Raw genomic sequence first — 20,722 nt, 5'->3', positions numbered from 1 at the left:
GTAGCCCGGCACGCCCTTCATGATATCTCGGAAAGTACCAGGCGGTGACTAGGCGGCACCACGTATCTCCGTGTGTTCGTTGAAAGGAGCGGGGCGCCGATTTCGAAGCTTATCCAGGAGAAGGTAGATCACAGGGGTGGTGTAAAGGGTCAATAACTGGCTGACAAGCAGTCCACCAACGATCGCGTAGCCGAGAGGCTGCCGAAGTTCGGCGCCTGACCCGTGCCCGATCGCAAGCGGCAGACCACCAAGCAGAGCGGCCATCGTCGTCATGAGGATCGGACGAAAACGCATATGCGCGGCTTTGATTATGGCTTCTTCACTGCTCAGTCCTTCGTCGCGCTCTGCCTGTATCGCAAAATCGACAAGCATGATCCCGTTCTTCTTGACGATGCCGATCAGCAGAATGACCCCGATCATCGCCACCAGTCCAAAGTCGAAACCAGCTACTTGCAGGGCAAGCAGCGCCCCCAGTCCGGCGGATGGCAGGGTTGAAAGGATCGTCAGAGGGTGGACGAGGCTTTCATATAGGACGCCGAGGATGATGTAGACGACGACGAGCGACGCCAGGATCAACAGTGGTATCGTGCCCAACGAGTCCTTGAATGCCTTGGCACTACCGGAGAAACTCGCCTGCAACGACGCCGGCGGATGCATCTCGGAAACGGCGCTCTCGATGGCGGCGGTCGCCTGGCCAAGAGCAACGTCCGGAGCGAGATTGAAGGAAATCGTAACGGCCGGTGACTGGCCCTGATGCGAGATCGACACCGGAGAAACGCCGTTTGTCGTCCATTTGGCAACGACCGACAGGGGCACCAGAGTGCCGTTGGTCGCTCGCATCGAGAGGCGATCGAGTGTGGCAATATCGCGTTGGAGATCCGGAAGAATTTCGAGAATGACGCGGAACGTATCGGTCTGCGTGGAATAAGACGCCACCTGTCTCTGGCCGAATGCGTCGTAAAGCGTCTCATCTATTGTCGAAGGCAATACGCCGTAAAGCGTCGCGGCTGCACGGTCGATCTTGATCGACAGGTTCGGTGCTTCCGCCTGCTGGTCGCTCCCGACATCGCGAAGCTGGGAAAGCCCCTGAAGGCGTGCAGTAATCTTCGCTGCCCAATCGCCGAGCTCACCAATATCAGCGTTCTGAAGTGTGAATTGATACTGGGTCTTGGCTGGACGCGCACCGATGTTGATATCCTGGGCCGATTGCATGAACAGCTTTATGCCCTGCTGTGCATTCAGAGCCGAACTCAACCTGTCGATAACCTGCCTGGCGCTGGCGTCCCGTTCTTCCAGTGGTTTCAACGTGATATTGACGTGCCCCTGGTTAAGCGCGTTGCCGCCGTTGCCGCCACCAATGTCCATGAAGACGCTGTAGACGGCGGGGTCTTTCATGATGATCGCGCTGACCCGCTCCTGAAGCTTGGCCATCTCGGTGAACGATATATCCGGCGACGCCTGGGAAAGACCGGCAATGAAGCCGGTATCCTGCTCGGGGAAAAAGCCCTTCGGTGCGATGGCGAACAGATAGCCTGTCGCCACGATTGTTGTAAGGAAAACGCCCAGTGTCAGGAACTTGTGACGGATGACTGGTCGCAGGCTCCGAATGTAGACTGATGAGAGACTTTCGAAGAATGCCTCTCCGGCGTTGTAAAACTTACCGCGCTGACCCTCACTTATTGGCCGAATGAACCGGGACGCAAGCATCGGGGTCAGCGTTAGCGATACGATTGCGGAGATAATGATCGCAACGGTCAGCGTAACCGCGAATTCGCGAAACAGCCGGCCAACGATGCCACCCATCAAAAGGATGGGGATCAGCACCGCGATGAGCGAGAGGCTGATGGATACAATCGTGAAGCCGATCTCGCGAGCCCCCTTGCGGGAGGCCTCCAGCGGATCGACGCCGTCTTCGATATGGCGTGTTATGTTTTCCAGCATGACGATAGCGTCGTCGACAACGAAGCCGACGGCGACGACCAGCGCCATCAGCGAGAGATTGTCGAGGCTGAACCCAAGCACCCACATCGGCGCCAGCGATCCCACCAATGCAATCGGCAGCGTCAAAACCGGAATGATCGTTGCCCGAAGATTGCGCAGGAACAGGAAGATCACGAGGACGACCAACCCGATCGTCAGCATCAGCGTAAACTGGACATCGTCTACAGACACGCGGATCGTTGACGTACGGTCGGTTACAAGCTCCAGCTTCACCGACTTCGGGAGCGAGGCCTGCAGGGCCGGCAGTTGTTGCTTTACGGCGTCGACCACGGCGATGACGTTTGCACCAGGCTGTCGAAACACGTCAAGTGCGATCCCGCGCTCGCCGTTGGTCCAGTGCGCCATCTTGTTGTCTTCCGCACCATCGACCGCCTGGCCGATATCGCGGATGCGCACAGGACCGCCATTGCGGTAAGCAATCACCGCGTCGTTCCATTCGGCGCTGCTGCCGATCTGGTCATTCGTGTAGATAGGGAACGTGCGGGTCGGGTCGTCGATATTTCCCTTTGGTGCGCTGACGCTGAGCCCGCCAATCGCGCTACGTACGTCTTCCAGCGTTACATCGGCCTGCGCGAGCCGGCCCGGATCCACGGCGATGCGTATTGCGGGCTTCTGCTTGCCGCCGATGTTGACGAAGGCGACGCCGGAAACCTGTCCTATTTTCGATGCGACGTTACGTTCGATATACTCGTCCAGTTGCGGAAGTGTCAGCGTGTCCGAACTGGCAGATAACTGCATGACGGGTGCATCGGCAGGATTGACCTTGCGGACCGTTGGAAGTGAGGTCATGTCTTTCGGCAACTGGCCGGCGGCCTCGCTGATAGCGGTCTGGACATCGCTGGCTGCGGTCTGGATATCCTGATCAAGTCCAAATTGAACCGTAATCGATGTCGTGCCAAGCGAACTGTTCGACGTCATCTCCGTTATGCCGCTGACCTTCGACAATGCTTCTTCGATCGGCTGGGCGACGCTGGCTGCCATCGTGTCCGGCGAGGCTCCCGGCAGATTGGCGGCAATCTGAACCGTCGGGAAATCGATCTGGGGCAGCGCCGATACCGGCATGAATGGATAACAAATGGCGCCGATCAGAAAAATGCCGGCCATGATCAACCCGGTTGCGACCGGATGAAGAATGAAGAAATCGAAGAAACTGCCCGATTGTGAACGCTGATCGCCGTCGCGTGCGTCCGTCATGGATTGGCTTTCTCGGCAAGTTCTCCGGTCGGCGACCCTGTCCATGGGCTCACCTCGACCTTGTCGCCGTCGCCGATTCTTGATTGGCCGTCCATGACCACTTGTTCACCATTGGCGATGCCGTCGGTAACAAGCGCTCTGGCATTGGTGACGAAGGCCGTTTTGACCTTTCGCTTGGCGACTTTGCCATCCGCTCCGACAACGTAGGCGTAAAGGCCGTCCCGGCCACGGGCAAGCGCCTTGTCCGGGACGACAACGCCTTCGCGCTTTTCGACCGTCAGAATGGTCGCAACGGGCAGACCTGGCCACAGAACGTCCTGCGCGTTATCGAAGGTCGCCTTGAGGTGGATCGAGCCATTCGAAACGTCGACCGAGTTGTCGATAATCGTCAGCTTGCCCTTGGCAAGAGAGCGGCTGCCATCGGTGCTGACGAGCGCGACGTCGGCGACCCCGTTTTTTAGAGCATCCCGAATTTCGCCAAATCTGTCGCCGGGAGCAACAAAAGAAACTGCGATGGGGTCCATCTGGGTGATCGTGACGATGCCGTCCGTCGAGCTGGCGCTGATGACACTGCCGACATCAACCTGTTTGAAGCCCGTGCGCCCGGATATCGGTGCCAGAACTGTTGCAAAACCGAGCTGGGTTTCAGCATTCTTGATCAGCGCATCGTCATACTGGAGAGCGGCTGCATATTGCTGGCTGGACGCGTTCTTCTGATCCAGGGTCGAGGCGGATGCGACCCCTTTTTCTGCAAGTGTCGCGTATCGTTGGGCGTCGGAACGCGCATTGTTGAACTGTGCTTCATCTTGCGCTTTCTTGGCGCGGGCGGACGCGAGCGAAGAAACCAGTTCGCGATCGTCCAGCTTCAGAAGAACACTTCCACTCTCGACCATCTGGCCTTCGGCAAAGAGGATTTCCATGACTTGGCCATCGATGCGCGGACGAACGGTAACGGATTGAAGCGGCGATACGGTGCCTATACCATTGATGACGCGGCTGATCGTTTCAGTCCTTGCCTGAATGGCCGTCACGGGCACAGCGGCCATGTCATCGGCCCACAGCGGCACGGAACCCATTGCAATCTGCAAGGTCAAAATTGCGCCACCCACATGCCTGCCGTGTGTGACAAGCGATTGAAATAACCGTATTTTCATGCCCGCCACTCCGTGTTGCCGCGCAATTAACGCGCGTTGCAGATATTGGTTCGTATCAGCCCCAGCTATTTTTTTGGCTTCGGCTTTCGACCCCTCGTCATGCACGGACGTGTTCAGATTTGTGTGTCTTGAGCAAGCAGGGCAAGCTAGCCCGAAATGATGAAAATCACGCAACAGTCGTCGAGAGAAAATCGTGGCGACAAGCCTGCTCCGCACGGCGTTAACCGGGGGGACACAGTCATGTCGATCCCGTCTTTTGCCGCTTTCACACTTCCAATTTAGCAGCCGGATAAAAAACGAGAGCGGGCTTTCGAGCCGGTTCGTGCAAACTTTTCCAGTTGAGGAACCAGTCGAAACGGCTGCTCTAGAAATCCCTGATCCCGCGAAGGTGCGTCTGAATAGTGCAGAATGCCTCGTAACGGTTGTTGTGGGTCGTGCGGATATCGCCTGATGCCGGTTGATAGACGCGGCCCGCCTTGCTGAGGGCCTGCATGGCCTGTTTCAGATCGGAGAAGGCATGAGCGGCTGTCGCACCCAGAAGTGCTGCGCCCAAAAGCACGGGTTCGGCCGTTCGGGGAGAGATGACAGGTTTGCCGCTCGTATCGGCGAGAATCTGCCGGGTCAGATCGTGCTGACCGGCTCCACCGCTGATGATGATTTGCTGTATGTCAGCGCCTGCTTTCGCCATCGCCTCGATGATCTGTCGCAGACCGTAGCCGATGCCGCAAAGACCCGCGACGTAGAGCGCCACAAGACTATCGAGATCTCTCTCCATTCCAAGCCCGGCAATGGCGGCGCGCGCGGCAGGGTCGGCAAAGGGCGCTCGGTTGCCCAGAAATTCCGGCACAACGTGAAGACCACGGGCCAGCGATACGACAAGGGAGAGGGTGTCTTGTCTTTCTGTCGCCAGATCGGCGAGCATGACCGGAAGTGAAAGGCCTGCGGAACGCGCGCGTTCGCTTGCCTCCGGGAAGGCCGGGTGAAAGCTTAGGAGTTGATCGATAGCGGCACCCGCAGCACTTTGTCCGCCTTCATTCAGCCAGAGGCCAGGCACCATGGCGGCAAAATAGGGTCCCCATACGCCGGGTACGAATTTGGGGCTGCTGCTGGAGGTGAGTGTGCAGGAGGATGTGCCGAAGACATAGGCGAGATTGAGTTCCGGCGTTCCGCCGATACCGACCGTGCCGATGCCACCGGCATGGGCGTCGATCATGCCGGCAGAAACGGGCGTGCCGGGTACAAGTCCAAGATCGTGCGCCGCTTCCGGCGTCAGACCCTGACCAACCGGTGTGCCAGGCTCTACGATTTCCTGTCCGATGCGGGCAAAGTTCTCGTCCGCAAGCTCGGCCAGACCGATCTGGCGGAAGTAGCTCGGATCCCAGCGGCGCTCGTGTGCCAGGTAAGTCCATTTGCACGCAACCGTGCATGTGGAGCGCGCAAGGCTTCCCGTTGCGCGCCACGTCAGAAAATCGGCAAGATCGAAGAACTGCCAGGCCTCAGCAAAGATGTGAGGCCGGTTCTCCTTGAGCCACAGGAGCTTAGGCGTTTCCATTTCCGGCGAGATGCGACCGCCGACATAACGCAGGACATCGTGGCCTTGCGCATTGATGCGCTCCGCCTGATCCACGGCGCGATGATCCATCCAGACGATGATGTCCCGCGTGGGAATTTCCGATGGGCCTACGGGTAGGGAACGCCCGCCGGCCCCGAGCACGACGAGCGAGCATGTGGCATCGAAACCTAGCCCGGCAACACTTTCCGCCGCAATACCGGTATTGGTCACAACGGAGCGGACGGCCGTGGACACCGCATCCCAGATGTTGGTGCTCGATTGCTCGACCATGTGAGGGATATCGCGATAGATTTCGATCTCGCGCTTATCCGTTCCAAGGCAATTGCCCTCTTCATCGAATACACCGGCGCGTGCGCTGCCCGTGCCGACATCGACGCCGATAAAATATCTGGACCCGGTCATCTTTCCCCCGCATGCGCAATGCAGCATCAGCCGGGGTTATAGATCCACGTTATTCGGCAAAATCACAAGGTCCCGGATGACGACATTGCGTGGACGCGATATCATGAAATAGACCGCTTCGGCCACTTCCTGCGGCTGCATGAGGCTGCCGTTGGCAAGCGCTTCATCCATTTTTTCCTTCGGCCAATCATCGAGAAGCGCTGTAACGACCGGCCCCGGCAAGACTGCGCCGACGCGGACGCCGTATTGAGAAACCTGACGCCGCGTTGAGTGCACGAAAGCCTGAACCGCGAATTTGGACGCGGTGTAGATCGGTTCCCAGACCACGGGTACGACACCCGCGACGGAGCTGGTGAAAAGAATATCGCCGCTTTTCTGGGCGATCATGTGCGGCAATACGGCATGCACACTACGGAAGGCAGCGTTGATGTTGAGGTTCAGCATCCGGTCCCAGCTGTCCGGGTCACCTTCCGCCACAGCTCCACCGACATAGGCACCGGCATTGGCATGGAAAATGTCGAGCCGGCCCGCAACCTCCAGAATGCGCGACATAAGGGCGGAAACCTGCTGGCTATCCAAAAGGTCAACCGTGATCATGCGGCTGCGTTCGCCGAGTTCGGCGCACAGGGCGCGAAGTTTGTCCTGCGCCCGGTCGATCATTACCACCGTTGCGCCTTCCTCGATAAGCTTGCGCGTGCAGGCAAGACCTATCCCGGAGGCTGCGCCGGTAATGGCCGCGACTTTGCCTTCCAGGCTGGTCGTCATGGCAAAGGCTCCCTTGTGACAGTGGACGAGATGGGATTTGCGAATTTATTCGGTGAGACGGATCTGCAATTTAACATCTTCCGGGAAGCCTTTTGCCGCGCGCTCGAAGGCCGTTATGCTGTTGGCGAAGGTGTAAGTCTCCGTGATCAGCGGCTTGAGATCCACCTTGCCGGAGGCGATGAGGTTCACTGCACGGTCGAAATTGTTCGCATAACGGAACACGGTTTCGATCCGCGCTTCCTTGAAGATCGAGGCCGGAATATCGAACGCGACCGGCTCGACCGGCAAGCCGACGACCACAAGTGCGCCGCCGGGGCGGATGAGATCGAAGATACCGTGATAGGCCTTGGGGCTACCGCTGGCCTCGAAGACGATATCCGCTCCCCATCCATCCGTCGCTGCCATGACGGCCTGTTGCAGCGAAGTCTCTGTTATGTTGACCGGAGTGATGCCGGCATATTGGGCAGCGATGTTCAGTTTTGCCGCACTCAGATCAGAGATGATGACCCTCGAACAGCCGCCGGCCAATGCTGCAATTGCCGTCATGATGCCGATCGGGCCGCAACCTATCACCACTGCCACATCGCCAGGGACTATGCGGGCGCGGGTGGCGGCCTGCATGCCGACCGCGAAAGGTTCGATCATTGCGCCTTCCGCAAAAGACACATTGTCCGGAAGCTTGTAAGTGAAGGCCGCGGGATGGACGACTTCCGGCGTCAGCACGCCATGGATAGGCGGGGTCGCCCAGAAGCGAACGTCCGGGTCGACGTTATAGATGCCAAGCTTGGAGGCGCGTGAGGCCATGTTGGGCACGCCGGGTTCCATGCAGACGCGGTCGCCGACGCGGAGCGTCTTCACATCCGCACCGACCTCGATCACGGTTCCCGCCGCCTCGTGGCCGAGAACCATCGGCTCCCGGACGACGAACGAACCGATTGCACCATGCGTATAATAATGCACATCGCTGCCACAGACGCCGACCGTATGGATCGCGATCTTCACGTCACCGGAACCGACCTGATCGGGCAGATCGATATCCCGGATGGCGAGTTCGCCTTTGCGTTCCAGAACCAGAGCTTTCATGTTTTGTCTCCGGGATCAGAGTGCAAGGCCATCTGGCGTGAAGAGATAGATGTGGCGCGGGTCGATGCCAGCCGTCATTGAAGCGCCCGTCTCAAGATCGGGCCGGCCATTGGCGAGGATGGTAATGGTCTCATTTTCGGTCCGTGCATAAAGCTGGGTGGAGCCGCCAAGGTTTTCGGCGAAATCCAGCGTCAGCCGCAAGAACGGATTGGCGGCGCCGGCCTCCAGATGTTCTGGCCGTAGTCCGACGATCAGCGTATCGCCAGGGCGAGCTTTCGATGCGGATACGTGGTTCATTGAAAATATGCTGTTTTCGAAGGCGGGATGCGTCAATTGCAGACTAGTGGCATCCGCACCCGTCACCTTGGCCGTGAGGAAGTTCATCTTTGGCGAGCCGATGAAGCCCGCAACGAAGGTGTTGGCGGGGTGGTCGTAAAGCTCCGTGGGAGAACCAATCTGCTCCACAAGTCCTGCACGCAGAACGACGATACGATCTGCCAGCGTCATCGCCTCTACCTGATCGTGGGTTACATACACCATGGTGACGCCGAGATTCCGGTGCAGTTTGGCAATTTCCACGCGCATCTGACTGCGCAGTTCGGCATCGAGGTTGGACAGCGGTTCATCGAACAGGAAGATCTTGGGTTTTCTGACGATGCAGCGGCCAATCGCCACGCGCTGACGCTGGCCGCCGGAAAGCGCCCGCGGCTTGCGCTCCAGTAATGCATCGATCTGTAGAATGCGCGCGGCTTCGGCGACACGCTGTTTGATCTCGTCTTCCGGCAGCTTGGCCATGCGCAGGCCGAAGGCCATATTTTCGAAGACGCTCATGTGCGGATAGAGCGCATAGGACTGGAAGACCATGGAGACCTCGCGCTTGGCGGGTTCCTCATAGGTGACATCCTTCGCATCGATCGAAAGCGTGCCGGACGAGACGTCCTCCAGCCCGGCGATCATGCGCAGAAGCGTGGACTTGCCGCAGCCGGACGGGCCGACGAAAACCACGAACTCCCCCTTGGAGGCGGAAATGTTGACACCCTTGATAACGCTCACTTCCCCGAAGGTTTTCGTGATGTTGTCCAACTGAAGGAAGGCCATGCTGTCGTTACTCCGATCACGTGGAGCCCGGGGCGAACCGCGGGTCTCGTTCTGTCTATTGGCTCTCGTTTTGTGTCTGGTGCGTATCATCAAGCAGGGCAGCGGCGCAGTTCTCGTCCGTCACAAGCCGCTTGACGTAACCGCCGCGCAGGATGGCGCGAATGATATTGACCTTGTATCCGCCGCCCGATGCCAGGATGGAGTGACGGACGGATTTCAGCTGCTCCGGCGAGACTGAAAGGACGCGTTCGTTCAGCGGATGATCGACCGGCTTGCCATCACTATCGAGGAACACGCCGAGCAGGTCGCCGACGGCACCCGCCGCCAGCAATGCCGCCAGGTTCTCGGAAACCGTTGGCGTCTGAACCAGCAGGGAGCGTTCCGTCATGTCGCCGCAGGAAACCAGCGCCACATCCACGGACCGCGCGCGTCGCATGGTTTCACGAATGCCGTAATGGGAGAGAAGCGCTTCCCGGCTTTCTGCTGAGGGGAAATAGAGCGGCGCCGTCAGATACCAGCATTCGGCCGAGATCGCCCGCGCATAGCCGGTGGCAACTTCGAATGTGCTGGAGCCGGAACCCCGGGTGAGGCCACCCATGATGGAGGTAACCCAGCTGTCGGACAGGGGTCTGGGCGTCAGTCGCTTGAGGCCGGCGGTCAGGGTTTTTCCCCAACCGACACCAAGACCCATGCCGTTTACCAGAAGCTTGTCCAGCATGCCGCCTGCGGCATCGCCAATGGTGCGCTGATTTTCCGCTTCGTCGGGGAGGGTGGGAATGACGCAGACTTCCTCCAGGCCGAAACGCGCCTTCACCTTGTGCTCAAGCTCGATGCAATTGGCCATGGGCAGGCGAATGTCGACCAGTACGGAGCCGTCTGTTCGCAATTGCCCGAGCGTTTTATTGATCCGCAGACGTGTCAGGCCCAACTGGTCGGCAATCTCCTGCTGGGTCAGTCCTCCGATGAAATACAGCCATGCCACCCGGGCGCGTATCTGCTGCGCATCCATGTCCTCGATAGCCGATGTTTCGTTGATTGCCATGCTCACTCGTCTCCCTGCTCAGGCAAAGGCCTGTTTGAGCGTCAGGGCCGATGTCTTCAGTGCATCCAATATGGATTTGCTGTTCTGTTCGAACGGGTAGAACACTTCAAGGAAGACCGGAGATTGTGCAAGTCCAGTCCGGGCGAGCAAAGCTCTCGCGTCCTTCAGGTCTACCCGTCCAGGCTCGGTGAAATCCCAATGGCGATCCAGTTGATAATCCGTCTGCTGGATGTGGACGACGGAAATGACGTCACTCAATTCGGTAAACCACGGCTCCATCGTGTCCGCTTCGGGTCCATAGAGAGGTATGATGGTGCCATGCCCCCAATCCACGCAAAGGCTCCATGGGGTTGCGCTGCCGGCGACATCCGCCATCATCCGGCGAGCCTGCTGAACCGTCCAGGGCCATTCCCGGCGCATCGGTGTCGGCTCCACGTAGAGCTCGCTCAGACCCGCGGTCCTGGCCTTCTCACCCAGTCGAAGCATCCGCTCCACCAGGCCTTCATAATCGCGTTGGTCGATTGCGTCCGCTTCCGAGGCATCCGTACGGGATGCAATGGCGCCGAGCGGACCGCCTACACCTGATATTCCGGCCTCGGCCGCAAAACCATAAGCCCGTTCCATCCATTGTTCCGCATAGGCGCGGACATCCTCGTCCGGATGAAGCAACTGGTTGAAGGTATAGTGTGCAAGTCCAATGAAGGCACTGTGGATGGTGATGCCGTGATCTTCCGCCGCCTTGCGCACGTCGCGCGCATGGCGGGAAAGCACCGCTGAGGGCCACATGGGATCGACGAGGTCGAAGGAAAACTGGATGAGGTTCAGCCCGAGCTGGTCGCGCACGACCGGAGCCCAGAGATCCGGTGTGATCCAGCGCTTGACACAGAAGGACAGGTTGATGCCGAGGGGATTGGCCGTGCTCATTTGGTCGCTCCCATGGTCAGGCCGCGCACCATGTGGCGGGAAACGATCAAGGCGAAAATGGTGACCGGCAGAACGATGACCGTGCCGGTGGCCATTATCTTGCCCCAGGGCAGTTCGTAGCCCGACATGAAGCTCGTGGCGACAACGGGTGCGGTCTGGACATTGCGGCGCGTAAGAACGAGCGCATAGAGAAGTTCATTCCATGAGAAGATAAACGAGAAGATCGCGGAGACTGCGATGCCCGGGGCACCAAGGGGCAGATAGATCTTGCGGAAAATGGTGAATTGGTCGGCGCCATCCAGCCGCGCCGCCTGTTCCAGATCCGGTGGGATCGACTTGAACTGGTCGGTGCAAATCCAGACCACGATGGGCAGGTTGAACGTGAGGTAGATGAGGACCAACACCAGATGCGTATCCAGCATCTTCAGCTGCAGCGCCAGAACATAGACCGGCAGGGCGAGCACGATCGGACTGGTCATACGGTTCGAGATGAACCAGAACCACAGATCGGACTTTCCCCGGAAATCATAGCGGGCCAGCGCGAAGGCGGCAGGCGCACCGAGCAGCACGGCGAGTGCCGTGGTTGCCGTGGCGATTATCAGCGAGTTGCCAACCGCACCGAGAACTTTCAGATCCGCGAAGATTTCCCGGTAGTGATCGAGCGTCGGCGTAAACAGCCAGACGGGCGGTGACGCCAGAATATCCGACTGAGTTTTGAAGCTGGCGGAGACCATCCAGTAGAACGGAAACAGCGTGAACAGCACGACGACCGTCAATCCGAGGGCGTGCAGGATCTTTCCGGATGAGAAACGCATCATTGCACCTCCTTGTAGAGAACGCGGATGTAAAGGCGGCTGAGCAGGATCGTGATGACGAGCAGCAGGATGGCCTGCGCGGAGGCCGTGCCGAGATCGAAGATGCGAAAGCCGACACGCTGAATGTAGACCGAGACGAGATCGGTCGCCGAACCGGGACCGCCGCGCGTCATGACAAACACCATATCGAAGAGTTTCAGAACGTCGGCGGAGCGCAGGATGAGCAGGGCGGTGAGGCCCGGCATCAGGTAAGGCAGCTGCACATGTTTCAGCAGCGCCCATTTGGAGGATGTTTCCAACCGGGCGGCTTCCTCGATTTCGCCTGGTACCATGGAGAGTCCTGCGAGGAAAATCAGGGCGCAGAAGGGTGTCCACTGCCAGATATCCATGATGACGATGGCAGCAAAGGCGCCCGTCTGCGATCCCAGCCAGTCGATACCACCGATGCCGATGGCATCGAGAAACCAGTTTGCGACACCGAAATCGCGATTGAAGATGAGGCGACCGATGAGGCCGACGACCGCATAGGTCGTTGCGAGCGGGACAACGAGCGTCACCCGTGCAAGGGACTTGAGCAAACCCATCCCTGTCTTGTGCAGCAGAAGCGCGGTCATAAGGCCAAGCGCTATCTGGATCGGCAGCACCGTCACATAGAACTTTGCCGTCAGGAACAGGGAAGCCCAGAACGTACTGTCCGTAAGCACGTTGGCGTAGTTTTCCAGTCCGACAAACGGGAAACCGTCCCGCGGGCGGGCAATGTTGTATTGCCGGAATGACGTCACCAGGGCGAAAATCGTCGGATAGATGCCGATGACGAAAAGTGTCAGCACGGCCGGGGCGAGAAACCAGAAAGGTGTCCAGCGACCGTAGCCGCGATTGGGTCTGATGGTGGGTCCGGGCATCAGGCTTTCCTCTCACGCTCGTCCAATGGGATAGAATATCGACATGTCCGAAATCTTTTCATGCTATTCCAGATTGGTGTGATTGGCGCGCATGACGGCAGGCGAAACTTTCAGCCTGTCGCGGACCGCAAGGACCAGAAGCTCGACGGCGATATAAAGCGCACCCTCATAGAGCGATCCCATCGGCATGACGGAAGCCGTCGCACCCTGATCATTCGCCATGGTCTGCGCCGGAACATGAAGAACGAGATCGCCTTTTCGTGCAGCTGCACCCTCAGCCTGTGCCGTTATGACAAGAACCCGCGCACCTGCTTCGCGCGCGACGCCGATAAGGGCAGACACCGTGGAAAAATCGCCCGGCCCGGCCGAAACGATCAGAAGATCGCCCTTTTCGACAGCAGGTGTCGTCATGTCCCCAACGACTGACGATTGCAGCCCAAGATGGAACAGGCGCATCGCCAGCCCCTTGATCTGAAGACCTTCGCGACCCACTCCGTAAAGGGCGATCCGTCGCGCTTTCGTAAGCGCGTCAACAACCGCCTCGAACTGTGAGGGGTCGATCCGGCCCAGGCATTTGCCGACTTCAGCCAGCGCGTTTTCGTATAGGTGAAGCATTGCGGTGGTTCACTATGAGCGATGAGGAGCAGGCGTTGGCGACGGCAGGACACTGCCGCCGCCAACCGCTGCGCGATCATCCTTGGGGGAAGGGGCGAAAAGGGTTACTGCAACAGCTTCTTCTTGCCGTCGTAATAGCCTTCCTTCTTCAGGATATCTTCCATTCGGGTTCCGATTTCCTTGGAGCCGGCCTCGACGGAAACTTCACCCAACATGATCTTGGAACCCCATTCCGCCACCACCTCGGAAATGGCGGGCCATGCCGGGAAGCGCGGACGGAACTCCGGAACGCCCTTCTGCCAGGATGCGACCATGGGTTCCACGAACTTGTACTTAGCCTTGATGTCAGGGTCGTTGTAGACAGACGTGCGGCCCGAGACGCCGCCGGCCTCCACATACGCCTTGGCGATATCTTCCGAAGTCGCCCACTGGATGAAGAGCCATGTTGCCTTTTTCTGCTCCTCGGACGCCTGCGATGCGACCGCGAGCGAGAAGCCACCAAGGGCCGGAAGACGTCCTGCCGGACCGGCTGGCTCCGGGGCAACAGCAAGGCAATCACCCAGCTTGGAGGTCGTGGCATCCGCCAGCGTGCCGTAGAAAGCCGACCACTCGGTGATCATCGCGACCTGACCCTGTGCTAGAGCATTTACAGCTTCCGCGTGGTCGAAGCTGACAATGCCAGGCGGCATATACTTCATCAGCTCCTGGCGGAAGTTGAGACCCGTCTGGCTTTCCTTGCTCATGAGGTTGGATTTGAATTCCTTGTCCAGTAGTGAACCGCCGAACGGCCAGAGGAAGCGCATGAAGCTGTCCGCCGATTGGGTTTCGCCGCGCAGCGACTGCAGGGCGAACGCATACTGGTTCTTGGACGCATCAGTCAGCTTGGGAGCATAGACTTTCATCAACTCCTCCCAGGTAGCCGGAGGCTTCTCGAAGCCAGCGTCCTTCAGCTTGCAGGAGTTGTAGAACAGCAGGCCGGAATAGTTATCGAAGGGCAGGCCGTAGGTCTTGCCGCCCCATGAACCGAACGCGTCCAGCAGCAGCGGGAAGAACCCGTCGAGCTTGAGGTTCGGATCGGTAATCGACTTGTCCTTGGTGAAGTTTTCGATCGGGTCGATCCAGCCGTTTTCCGCAAACTCACCGATCCAGACCAGATCGACCAGAGCCATCGTCAGATCGCCCTGCGAGGTAAAGTTCAGCACTTCCTTCTCGCGCGTGTTCTCGTAAGGAACGATTTCGTAATTGACCTTGATCCCGGTCTTCTTCTCAAATTCCGGAAGCAACTTGATGATGGCACGATAACCCGGCCGATCCAGGAAAATACCATTGATTTCGGTGCCATTCAGCGACTTGGCGGCATCTTCCAGCCAGTCGGCATGCGCCGTCATCGGCAAGCTTGCGGTCGCGGCAGCCAGTGCCAGCACGCTAGTGCAGACTTTCAAAAAGCGTTTCATTCCACTCCTCCTACGGTGCCAGCTGCCCCTGCGCAGCTTTGAAACGGTATTCTCAGAAAAGGGGCCCATAACGACCGTCGGCAATGGCTTCTGTCGTCATTCGCAAACCCTTGGACCTCTCGTCACCCCTTCGACCCGTTGTTTGGCATAGCTCCGCCCATCGTAAGAATGCGAATTTTGTTGCCATTTCAAAACGTTAAGGTCGAACTTCCTCCCGGTGCGACGGTTAATCGATACATCTGTATTTTTTATTTTGCAATAGCATTCAATGAGGAAATATGGTGCTTTGCTGGCAGGGGGAAGGGAGGCAATTCATGATCGAGCAGCCGTGCACTCCGGATTTCGCCGTGCGCCGCGATCTTGCGGTTCGATCGCTAAAAGTGCAGGCGCCCGTGCGAAGTCTTTCCTCTCACGGCCGGAAGAGCTTCGTGCGTCTGAAAAGTCGTCTTCGCAGGATCTTGTCAGCGCCGCAGACAAGATGACTGAAGCTCACTTGCGCCGGATGATCAAACGGAGTTTTCCATTCGGCGGTGTTGTTGGTGAGGAGGCAGGGCGTAAAACCGGTGCATCCGGTTTTGACTGAGTCATCGATCCGATTGACGGTACCATGGCCTTTCTCGTGGGGCAGCCCAATTGGGTGGCATAATGGCTGGCGCGACAAAGGAATAATGTCCTCCCAAGCCTTATAGTGCAAAGCCCGCGGATGAGTGATCATTCGCGGGCTTTGTGATAGAAGAGGACAGTTAGAGTACTTCTGCAACGGGTGGCGGCAGGCGCATCTCACTGGGTAAATCCTGAGGTGAAAACAGCGCATTGTGCACCTGGTTAAGCGCGATTGCGACCGCCCCGATCAGCGTGGCGAGAGGCAAGCGTGCTTGCTTCAACCGAAATGGTACGTTTGGTACAAGCAGGTGGCGCCTCCTGGATGAAGCGCGGCGCATCGACACGCACCGGAGGGCGGTGACACACACGATAGGCCCTATAACTTCGTCCTTACTCTCCAAATGGATCCATCAGCACCTTGCATTGCGTCGTTCGCTTTCGCAGTGCCTCGAAAGTGTCAGGCATGTCGATCAGGCTAACAAGATCGGAAATCAGATGTTGTGGGGCGAAACGACCTGAATCCAATGCGTCGATGGCGTTGGCGAACTCGTGCATGTTAAAGAAAACCGACATGACGATGGTGACCTCTTTCGAGATGGCCCGGAACAGAATCCATATGATCAGGCGCAGTACAGAGGCCGAGAACGACGACCTTGCCGCGTGGTCGCACCAGTGAAATGCAGTGATCGATCATACCTGGCCGACCGACACATTCGAACACGATGTCCGGCATGCCGTCGCAGGCCTCCGCGATCCTGCGCACAGATTCCTCGCCTGAAACGACGAAGCCTGTTGCGCCAAGCGCCATCGCCCGCTCGGCCTGCAAATCCGACAGGTCGGCGAGAACGACTTTGCGTGCGCCTTGCCGCCTTGCCCAGAAGGCGACAGCAAGGCCGATAGCACCCGCACCGACAATCAGGACGGTGTCACCCGGCTTCATGGCGGATTGGGTGATACCGTGAAGCCCAACGGCGAGAGGCTCCGCCAATGCACCATCGGCGGCCGAAATGCCCCAGGGCAATCGGCGGCATTGATTGGCGTTGACGGTGGCATATTGGGCGTAGCCGCCGCCGATTAGCGTCATCGTCTCGCACCATGCCGGTTCTCCTCTCCGGCAGGAGGAGCAGTTTCCACAGCCGCGAATAGGGGCAACGCTGACCTGATCGCCAACCTTCAAGCCACAGGCATCATCGCGGATTTCGAGAATTTCGCCGGAAAATTCATGGCCGAGAATGTCGCCTTTCTTGACGCCGAACACTTCCTCCGCAGTCATGTGCAGGTCGCTGCCGCAAATCCCGCACCGGCAGACCTTTATCAGAAGCTGTCCGGGTGCTGGCTTTGGGTCTCGCGCATTGCCTATGACAAGAGGTTTGCCGACAGAATCGAAAAGTGCTGCTTTCATCGTGGCCTCCCTGTTGCGGCCGAAAGCGGCGCGATCAGCTTGCGGCCGACGGGGAAAAGGGAGATGCGGTGGGAAATGAGACCCCATATGCCCTGGCGGGCGTAAAGGGCGGTCATCAGGGTCATCAGACCCAAAACTATCATGTACGTGGCACCGTATTGGGAGAAGAGACGGTCAGCGACGAAATAGATGATCGCACCGACGAGCACCCCTTCGATCTTGCCGATGCCTCCAACCATGACGATGAAGATGCAAATATTCGCCCAGCTCGGATTGAAACCTGCCGCAGGCGTAAGACGTAGTTGCGCCATGTAATAGATAGACCCGGCGAGCCCGGTTCCCATCGCCGCGGCGACGAAAATCAGAAAGCGCAACTTCTTTACATCGACGCCCTGGCTTTCGGCGGCGACCGGATTGTCGCGCATGGCGGTCAACGCCAGGCCGTGCCTTGAGCGTAACAGCCAATAACTGCCGCCAATGGTTGCCAGGAGCATCGATACACACAGCCAGATTATGCCGACTTCCCGTTCATGCAGGGAGTACTGGCTCATGACGCGCAGGGTCATGCCCGAGCCGGCGTTGACGTATTCGATATTGGAGATGATGAGTTTTACAGCTTCTGCCACCACCCAGGTGCCGATGGCAAAGTAAGGTCCCTCCAGACGATGAAGCAAGGCGTAAGTTGGGAGTGCAAGCAGGCCCGGAACGAGAATACTGAGCCATACGGCCAGAAATGGGTTGATCCCGAAATTGGATGCAAGGACAAACATCGTATAGCCCGCGACGCCTACAAAGGCTTGCTGGCCGACCGAAACAAGCCCGGCGTAACCGGCCAGTAAATTCCACATCTGGGCAATCGCCAGATAGCAGGAAAATTCGACGACCCAGCGGATGTGGCCGGATTGGCCCCACCACGGCATGGTGATCATTCCGGCCAAAACAACCAGGCTGGCCATGGCCGCCACGCGGCTGGAGGTCGTGTGGCGGATGACGGTGACCGTGTCGGCTGCGATGGCGCCGGCGCTTTCTGGGGATGCGGTATTTGCCGTGGTCATGGGATCAGCCTTTGCTCATCAGGCCTTGCGGACGTGTCGCAAGAATGGTCAGGAAAACGAGATGTCCGGCCAGGATTCCGAAGCCAGGATCGATACGAAAACCGATTGCCTGCGCAATGCCGAGAACCATCGATCCGACAAAGGCGCCCCAGATCGATCCCATGCCGCCGATAATGACAGCTTCAAATGCAAAGATGAGCTGTGCCGGGCCATCTGCTGGCGAGACGGTGGCGCGCAGGGCGAAAAATACGCCTGACAGACCGAGGATGCCGACTGCGATTGCTGTTGCATAGGCATAGACGACACGGGGATTGATGCCGGTCATGGCTGCGGCTTCAGTATCTGCGGCGGCAGCTCGAAGCGCCCGGCCGAAACGGGTATGGCGCATGGTCAGGTCGAGGCCACATGTGAGCAGCGTTGCCGCAATGAGAATCAGGACCGGAAGCAAGCCAATATAGATGCCTCCGATATTCAGAGACGCCGCTTCAATGCCGCCGCCGGTCATGGAGCGCGTGTCGGCTGACCAGATTTCGAGCATCAGGTTTTGAAGCGCGATCGACAGGCCGAAGGTAGCGATCAGGGAGGGCAGGGATCTGCCCCGACCACCTTGTTCAGCATGAATTTTTGAAGACCCCAGCCGATGATGGCTGCGAGCGGCACGAGCAGCGCAATAAGCGGCAATGGGCCGAGCCCGAATGCGACGGACAGTGACACGCCGATCAGCGCGAACAGTACCACCAGATCGCCATGGGCAACGTTGACAAGGCGCATGACACCAAACATCAGCGCCATGCCAAGCGCATATTGGGCGTACATGCCGCCGAGGAGAACGCCTTGTATCAATGCGTCAAGCCACTTCATGACTGGCTCCAAAATATGCCTGTGCGATATCGGCGCGGGTGACGTCGGATGATTTGCTCTCAAGCGTAATATGCCCTTCAAGCATGCAGTACAGTCGATTGGAGGCGCGCTGGGCGAGCATGACATCCTGTTCCACGAGCACGATCGAGGTGCCTGTTGCAGCAATTTCGGGAAGAATCTCGTAGATCTCGCGGATCACTTTCGGAGCCAGGCCAAGTGAAATTTCGTCACAAAGCAGAAGTCGTGGCTGGCTGAGAAGGCCGCGGCCGATCGCGACCATTTGCTGTTGACCACCCGACAGCCTTTCGACACTGGCGCCGCGCTTTTCCCGAAGGATCGGGAACAGTCTGTAGATGCGCTCCAGCGTCCAGATTTTTTCGCCGGCACCCGTCTTTCTGGCATGGTCGATGGCAACCTTCAGATTGTCTTCAACGGACATGCCGGCAAACAGCCGGCGACCTTCAGGAACCATGGCGACGCCGAGCTGTACCATGCGGTGCGGCAGGCTGCCGCCAACAGGGCAGTCTTCGAAAAGGATCATGTCACGCGCAACGGGCAGCAGACCCATAAGCGCGCGCAGAAGTGTCGACTTTCCGGCGCCGTTCGCACCGATCAGGGCGACGACATCGCCAGCCGCAATCTGGAAATCGATGGAAAAAAGCGCCTGGAAATCGCCGTAGCGTGCGCTCAGACCCCTGGTGCTGAGAAGCGGTGTCGCAGAAATCATGCTTCAATCCCCATATAAACGCGCTGCACATCCGGATTTGCGATCACGTCCCTGGGAGGGCCATCTGCGATTTTCTCACCGAAATTCAGAACGAGCAGCCGGTCTGCAACCGCCATGATCGCGTTCAACACATGCTCGATCCATATAATCGTGACATTGCGTCGCCGAAGTTGCCGGACGAGTTCAACGAGCTGACGCGCCTCCTCCTCCGTCAACCCACCGGCTATTTCGTCGAGCAGCAGGAGGGTCGGGTTGGTTGCCAGCGCGCGTGCCAACTCAAGCCTCTTCCTGTCGAGAAGCGTAAGCGACCCGGCTGGCAGATTGGCCTTGGCGGCGAGGCCGCATTCGTCCAGAATTGCCGCACAAAAGGTGTTGGCCTGCCGCTCTTCCAGCGAGGCACCGAACATGGCGGCGACCATCAGATTCTCGAAGGCGCTCATGCCTGCATAAGGTTTCGGAATCTGGTAGGTGCGGCCAATGCCGCGACGACAGCGTTTGTGAGGCGGTTCGCTACGGAGGATCGCGCCCTTGAAGACGAATTCGCCGGCATCGAGCGTTGCGTCGCCACTGATCATGTTGAACAGTGTCGTCTTACCCGCGCCGTTTGGTCCCAAAATCCCGAGGATCTCTCCATCCCGAACATCGATGTCGACGCCGTGTAAGACGCGTAACGCACCGTAGGATTTCGATATTCCTGTTCCTGATAAAATAAACTGCGCCATCGCATGCCCCTGCTATGCATTGGGTTCATCGTCTCCGGGCGGACAAAACAGGCCAAAGCCGGTCCGCCCGGCGACGTGTTGCGTGATCAGGACCACTTGATCGGTTGCAGCTTTGCTTCAGGCTCGATCAGTTTGTTGACGGAGTTGTCGACGATCTTCAGATCGTACATCCACTTGTCGCTCTTGACCCATTGGCCGCCAAAGATCGGCGTCTTGCAGATATTGGCATGCGGTCCGGTGCCGAACTTGATGGGGCCGACGAGCGTGTTAAGGTCGGTGGCCTTCAGCGCATCCCGCACGGATGTACGATCCATCGGGTCACTTGCACGC

At 58.4% G+C, this 20,722-nt stretch carries 19 protein-coding genes; all 19 read right to left on the bottom strand.

The features are described 5' to 3' along the window. Window positions 1-48 precede the first annotated feature (48 nt). The 19 genes from RBH10_RS02400 to RBH10_RS02310 all read right to left on the bottom strand — a co-directional run bounded on the left by RBH10_RS02400 (window position 49) and on the right by RBH10_RS02310 (window position 20,706). Window positions 49-3,195 (bottom strand): efflux RND transporter permease subunit, encoded by a 3,147-nt coding sequence (locus RBH10_RS02400; RefSeq protein ID WP_281038452.1) that lies wholly within the window; start codon window positions 3,193-3,195, stop codon window positions 49-51. Beyond that, window positions 3,192-4,349 (bottom strand): efflux RND transporter periplasmic adaptor subunit, encoded by a 1,158-nt coding sequence (locus RBH10_RS02395; protein ID WP_281038453.1) that lies wholly within the window; start codon window positions 4,347-4,349, stop codon window positions 3,192-3,194. Before RBH10_RS02395 ends, RBH10_RS02400 begins: the two co-directional genes overlap by 4 nt. A 364-nt stretch (window positions 4,350-4,713) precedes the next feature. Next, the gene (locus RBH10_RS02390) at window positions 4,714-6,324 is read right to left on the bottom strand and encodes an FGGY-family carbohydrate kinase (protein WP_281038454.1); all 1,611 of its coding nucleotides are present in this window, start codon (window positions 6,322-6,324) and stop codon (window positions 4,714-4,716) included. A gap of 36 nt (window positions 6,325-6,360) precedes the next feature. After that, window positions 6,361-7,089: an SDR family oxidoreductase gene (locus tag RBH10_RS02385; protein ID WP_281038455.1), complete on the bottom strand. Its 729-nt coding sequence runs from the start codon at window positions 7,087-7,089 to the stop codon at window positions 6,361-6,363. Window positions 7,090-7,134: 45 nt separating this feature from the next. Next, window positions 7,135-8,172, bottom strand: coding sequence for an NAD(P)-dependent alcohol dehydrogenase (locus tag RBH10_RS02380; protein WP_281038456.1), 1,038 nt, complete (start codon window positions 8,170-8,172; stop codon window positions 7,135-7,137). Window positions 8,173-8,187: 15 nt separating this feature from the next. Continuing rightward, entirely contained in the window at window positions 8,188-9,270 is a 1,083-nt protein-coding gene (locus RBH10_RS02375) for an ABC transporter ATP-binding protein (RefSeq protein ID WP_281038457.1), read from the bottom strand. 55 nt (window positions 9,271-9,325) lie between these two features. After that, window positions 9,326-10,312 carry a sugar-binding transcriptional regulator gene (locus RBH10_RS02370; RefSeq protein ID WP_281038458.1) on the bottom strand — a complete coding sequence of 329 codons (987 nt, stop codon included), beginning with the start codon at window positions 10,310-10,312 and terminating at the stop codon, window positions 9,326-9,328. Between the two features lie 18 nt (window positions 10,313-10,330). Beyond that, window positions 10,331-11,236: a sugar phosphate isomerase/epimerase gene (locus tag RBH10_RS02365; RefSeq protein WP_281038459.1), complete on the bottom strand. Its 906-nt coding sequence runs from the start codon at window positions 11,234-11,236 to the stop codon at window positions 10,331-10,333. Continuing rightward, window positions 11,233-12,054 (bottom strand): carbohydrate ABC transporter permease, encoded by an 822-nt coding sequence (locus RBH10_RS02360; RefSeq protein ID WP_306180406.1) that lies wholly within the window; start codon window positions 12,052-12,054, stop codon window positions 11,233-11,235. The genes RBH10_RS02365 and RBH10_RS02360 overlap by 4 nt, the downstream gene beginning before the upstream one ends. After that, window positions 12,051-12,953 (bottom strand): carbohydrate ABC transporter permease, encoded by a 903-nt coding sequence (locus tag RBH10_RS02355; protein ID WP_281038461.1) that lies wholly within the window; start codon window positions 12,951-12,953, stop codon window positions 12,051-12,053. The genes RBH10_RS02360 and RBH10_RS02355 overlap by 4 nt, the downstream gene beginning before the upstream one ends. A gap of 63 nt (window positions 12,954-13,016) precedes the next feature. After that, the gene (locus tag RBH10_RS02350) at window positions 13,017-13,568 is read right to left on the bottom strand and encodes an SIS domain-containing protein (RefSeq protein ID WP_281038462.1); all 552 of its coding nucleotides are present in this window, start codon (window positions 13,566-13,568) and stop codon (window positions 13,017-13,019) included. A gap of 104 nt (window positions 13,569-13,672) precedes the next feature. Continuing rightward, a complete protein-coding gene (locus tag RBH10_RS02345) occupies window positions 13,673-15,022 on the bottom strand; it encodes a sugar ABC transporter substrate-binding protein (RefSeq protein ID WP_281038463.1) in 1,350 nt (449 codons plus the stop codon). 1,159 nt (window positions 15,023-16,181) lie between these two features. Continuing rightward, window positions 16,182-17,027, bottom strand: coding sequence for a zinc-binding dehydrogenase (locus RBH10_RS02340; RefSeq protein ID WP_306180405.1), 846 nt, complete (start codon window positions 17,025-17,027; stop codon window positions 16,182-16,184). Next, window positions 17,024-18,082, bottom strand: coding sequence for a branched-chain amino acid ABC transporter permease (locus RBH10_RS02335; RefSeq protein ID WP_281038466.1), 1,059 nt, complete (start codon window positions 18,080-18,082; stop codon window positions 17,024-17,026). Before RBH10_RS02335 ends, RBH10_RS02340 begins: the two co-directional genes overlap by 4 nt. A gap of 4 nt (window positions 18,083-18,086) precedes the next feature. Next, window positions 18,087-18,620 carry a branched-chain amino acid ABC transporter permease gene (locus RBH10_RS02330; RefSeq protein WP_306180404.1) on the bottom strand — a complete coding sequence of 178 codons (534 nt, stop codon included), beginning with the start codon at window positions 18,618-18,620 and terminating at the stop codon, window positions 18,087-18,089. Window positions 18,621-18,658: 38 nt separating this feature from the next. Next, a complete protein-coding gene (locus tag RBH10_RS02325; protein WP_306180403.1) occupies window positions 18,659-18,943 on the bottom strand; it encodes a hypothetical protein in 285 nt (94 codons plus the stop codon). Then, the gene (locus RBH10_RS02320; protein WP_281038468.1) at window positions 18,930-19,670 is read right to left on the bottom strand and encodes an ABC transporter ATP-binding protein; all 741 of its coding nucleotides are present in this window, start codon (window positions 19,668-19,670) and stop codon (window positions 18,930-18,932) included. The genes RBH10_RS02325 and RBH10_RS02320 overlap by 14 nt, the downstream gene beginning before the upstream one ends. Next, a complete protein-coding gene (locus RBH10_RS02315; protein WP_045019635.1) occupies window positions 19,667-20,392 on the bottom strand; it encodes an ABC transporter ATP-binding protein in 726 nt (241 codons plus the stop codon). The genes RBH10_RS02320 and RBH10_RS02315 overlap by 4 nt, the downstream gene beginning before the upstream one ends. 86 nt (window positions 20,393-20,478) lie before the next feature. Continuing rightward, window positions 20,479-20,706: a hypothetical protein gene (locus tag RBH10_RS02310; RefSeq protein ID WP_306180402.1), complete on the bottom strand. Its 228-nt coding sequence runs from the start codon at window positions 20,704-20,706 to the stop codon at window positions 20,479-20,481. Window positions 20,707-20,722: the final 16 nt, after the last annotated feature.

Origin of the sequence: Rhizobium sp. AN73 (assembly GCF_030757975.1) — a bacterium.
GTDB classification, from domain to species: domain Bacteria; phylum Pseudomonadota; class Alphaproteobacteria; order Rhizobiales; family Rhizobiaceae; genus Agrobacterium; species Agrobacterium arsenijevicii.
The sequence above is the reverse complement of the archived record's forward strand: the minus strand, read 5'-3'. Positions and strand labels throughout refer to the sequence as shown.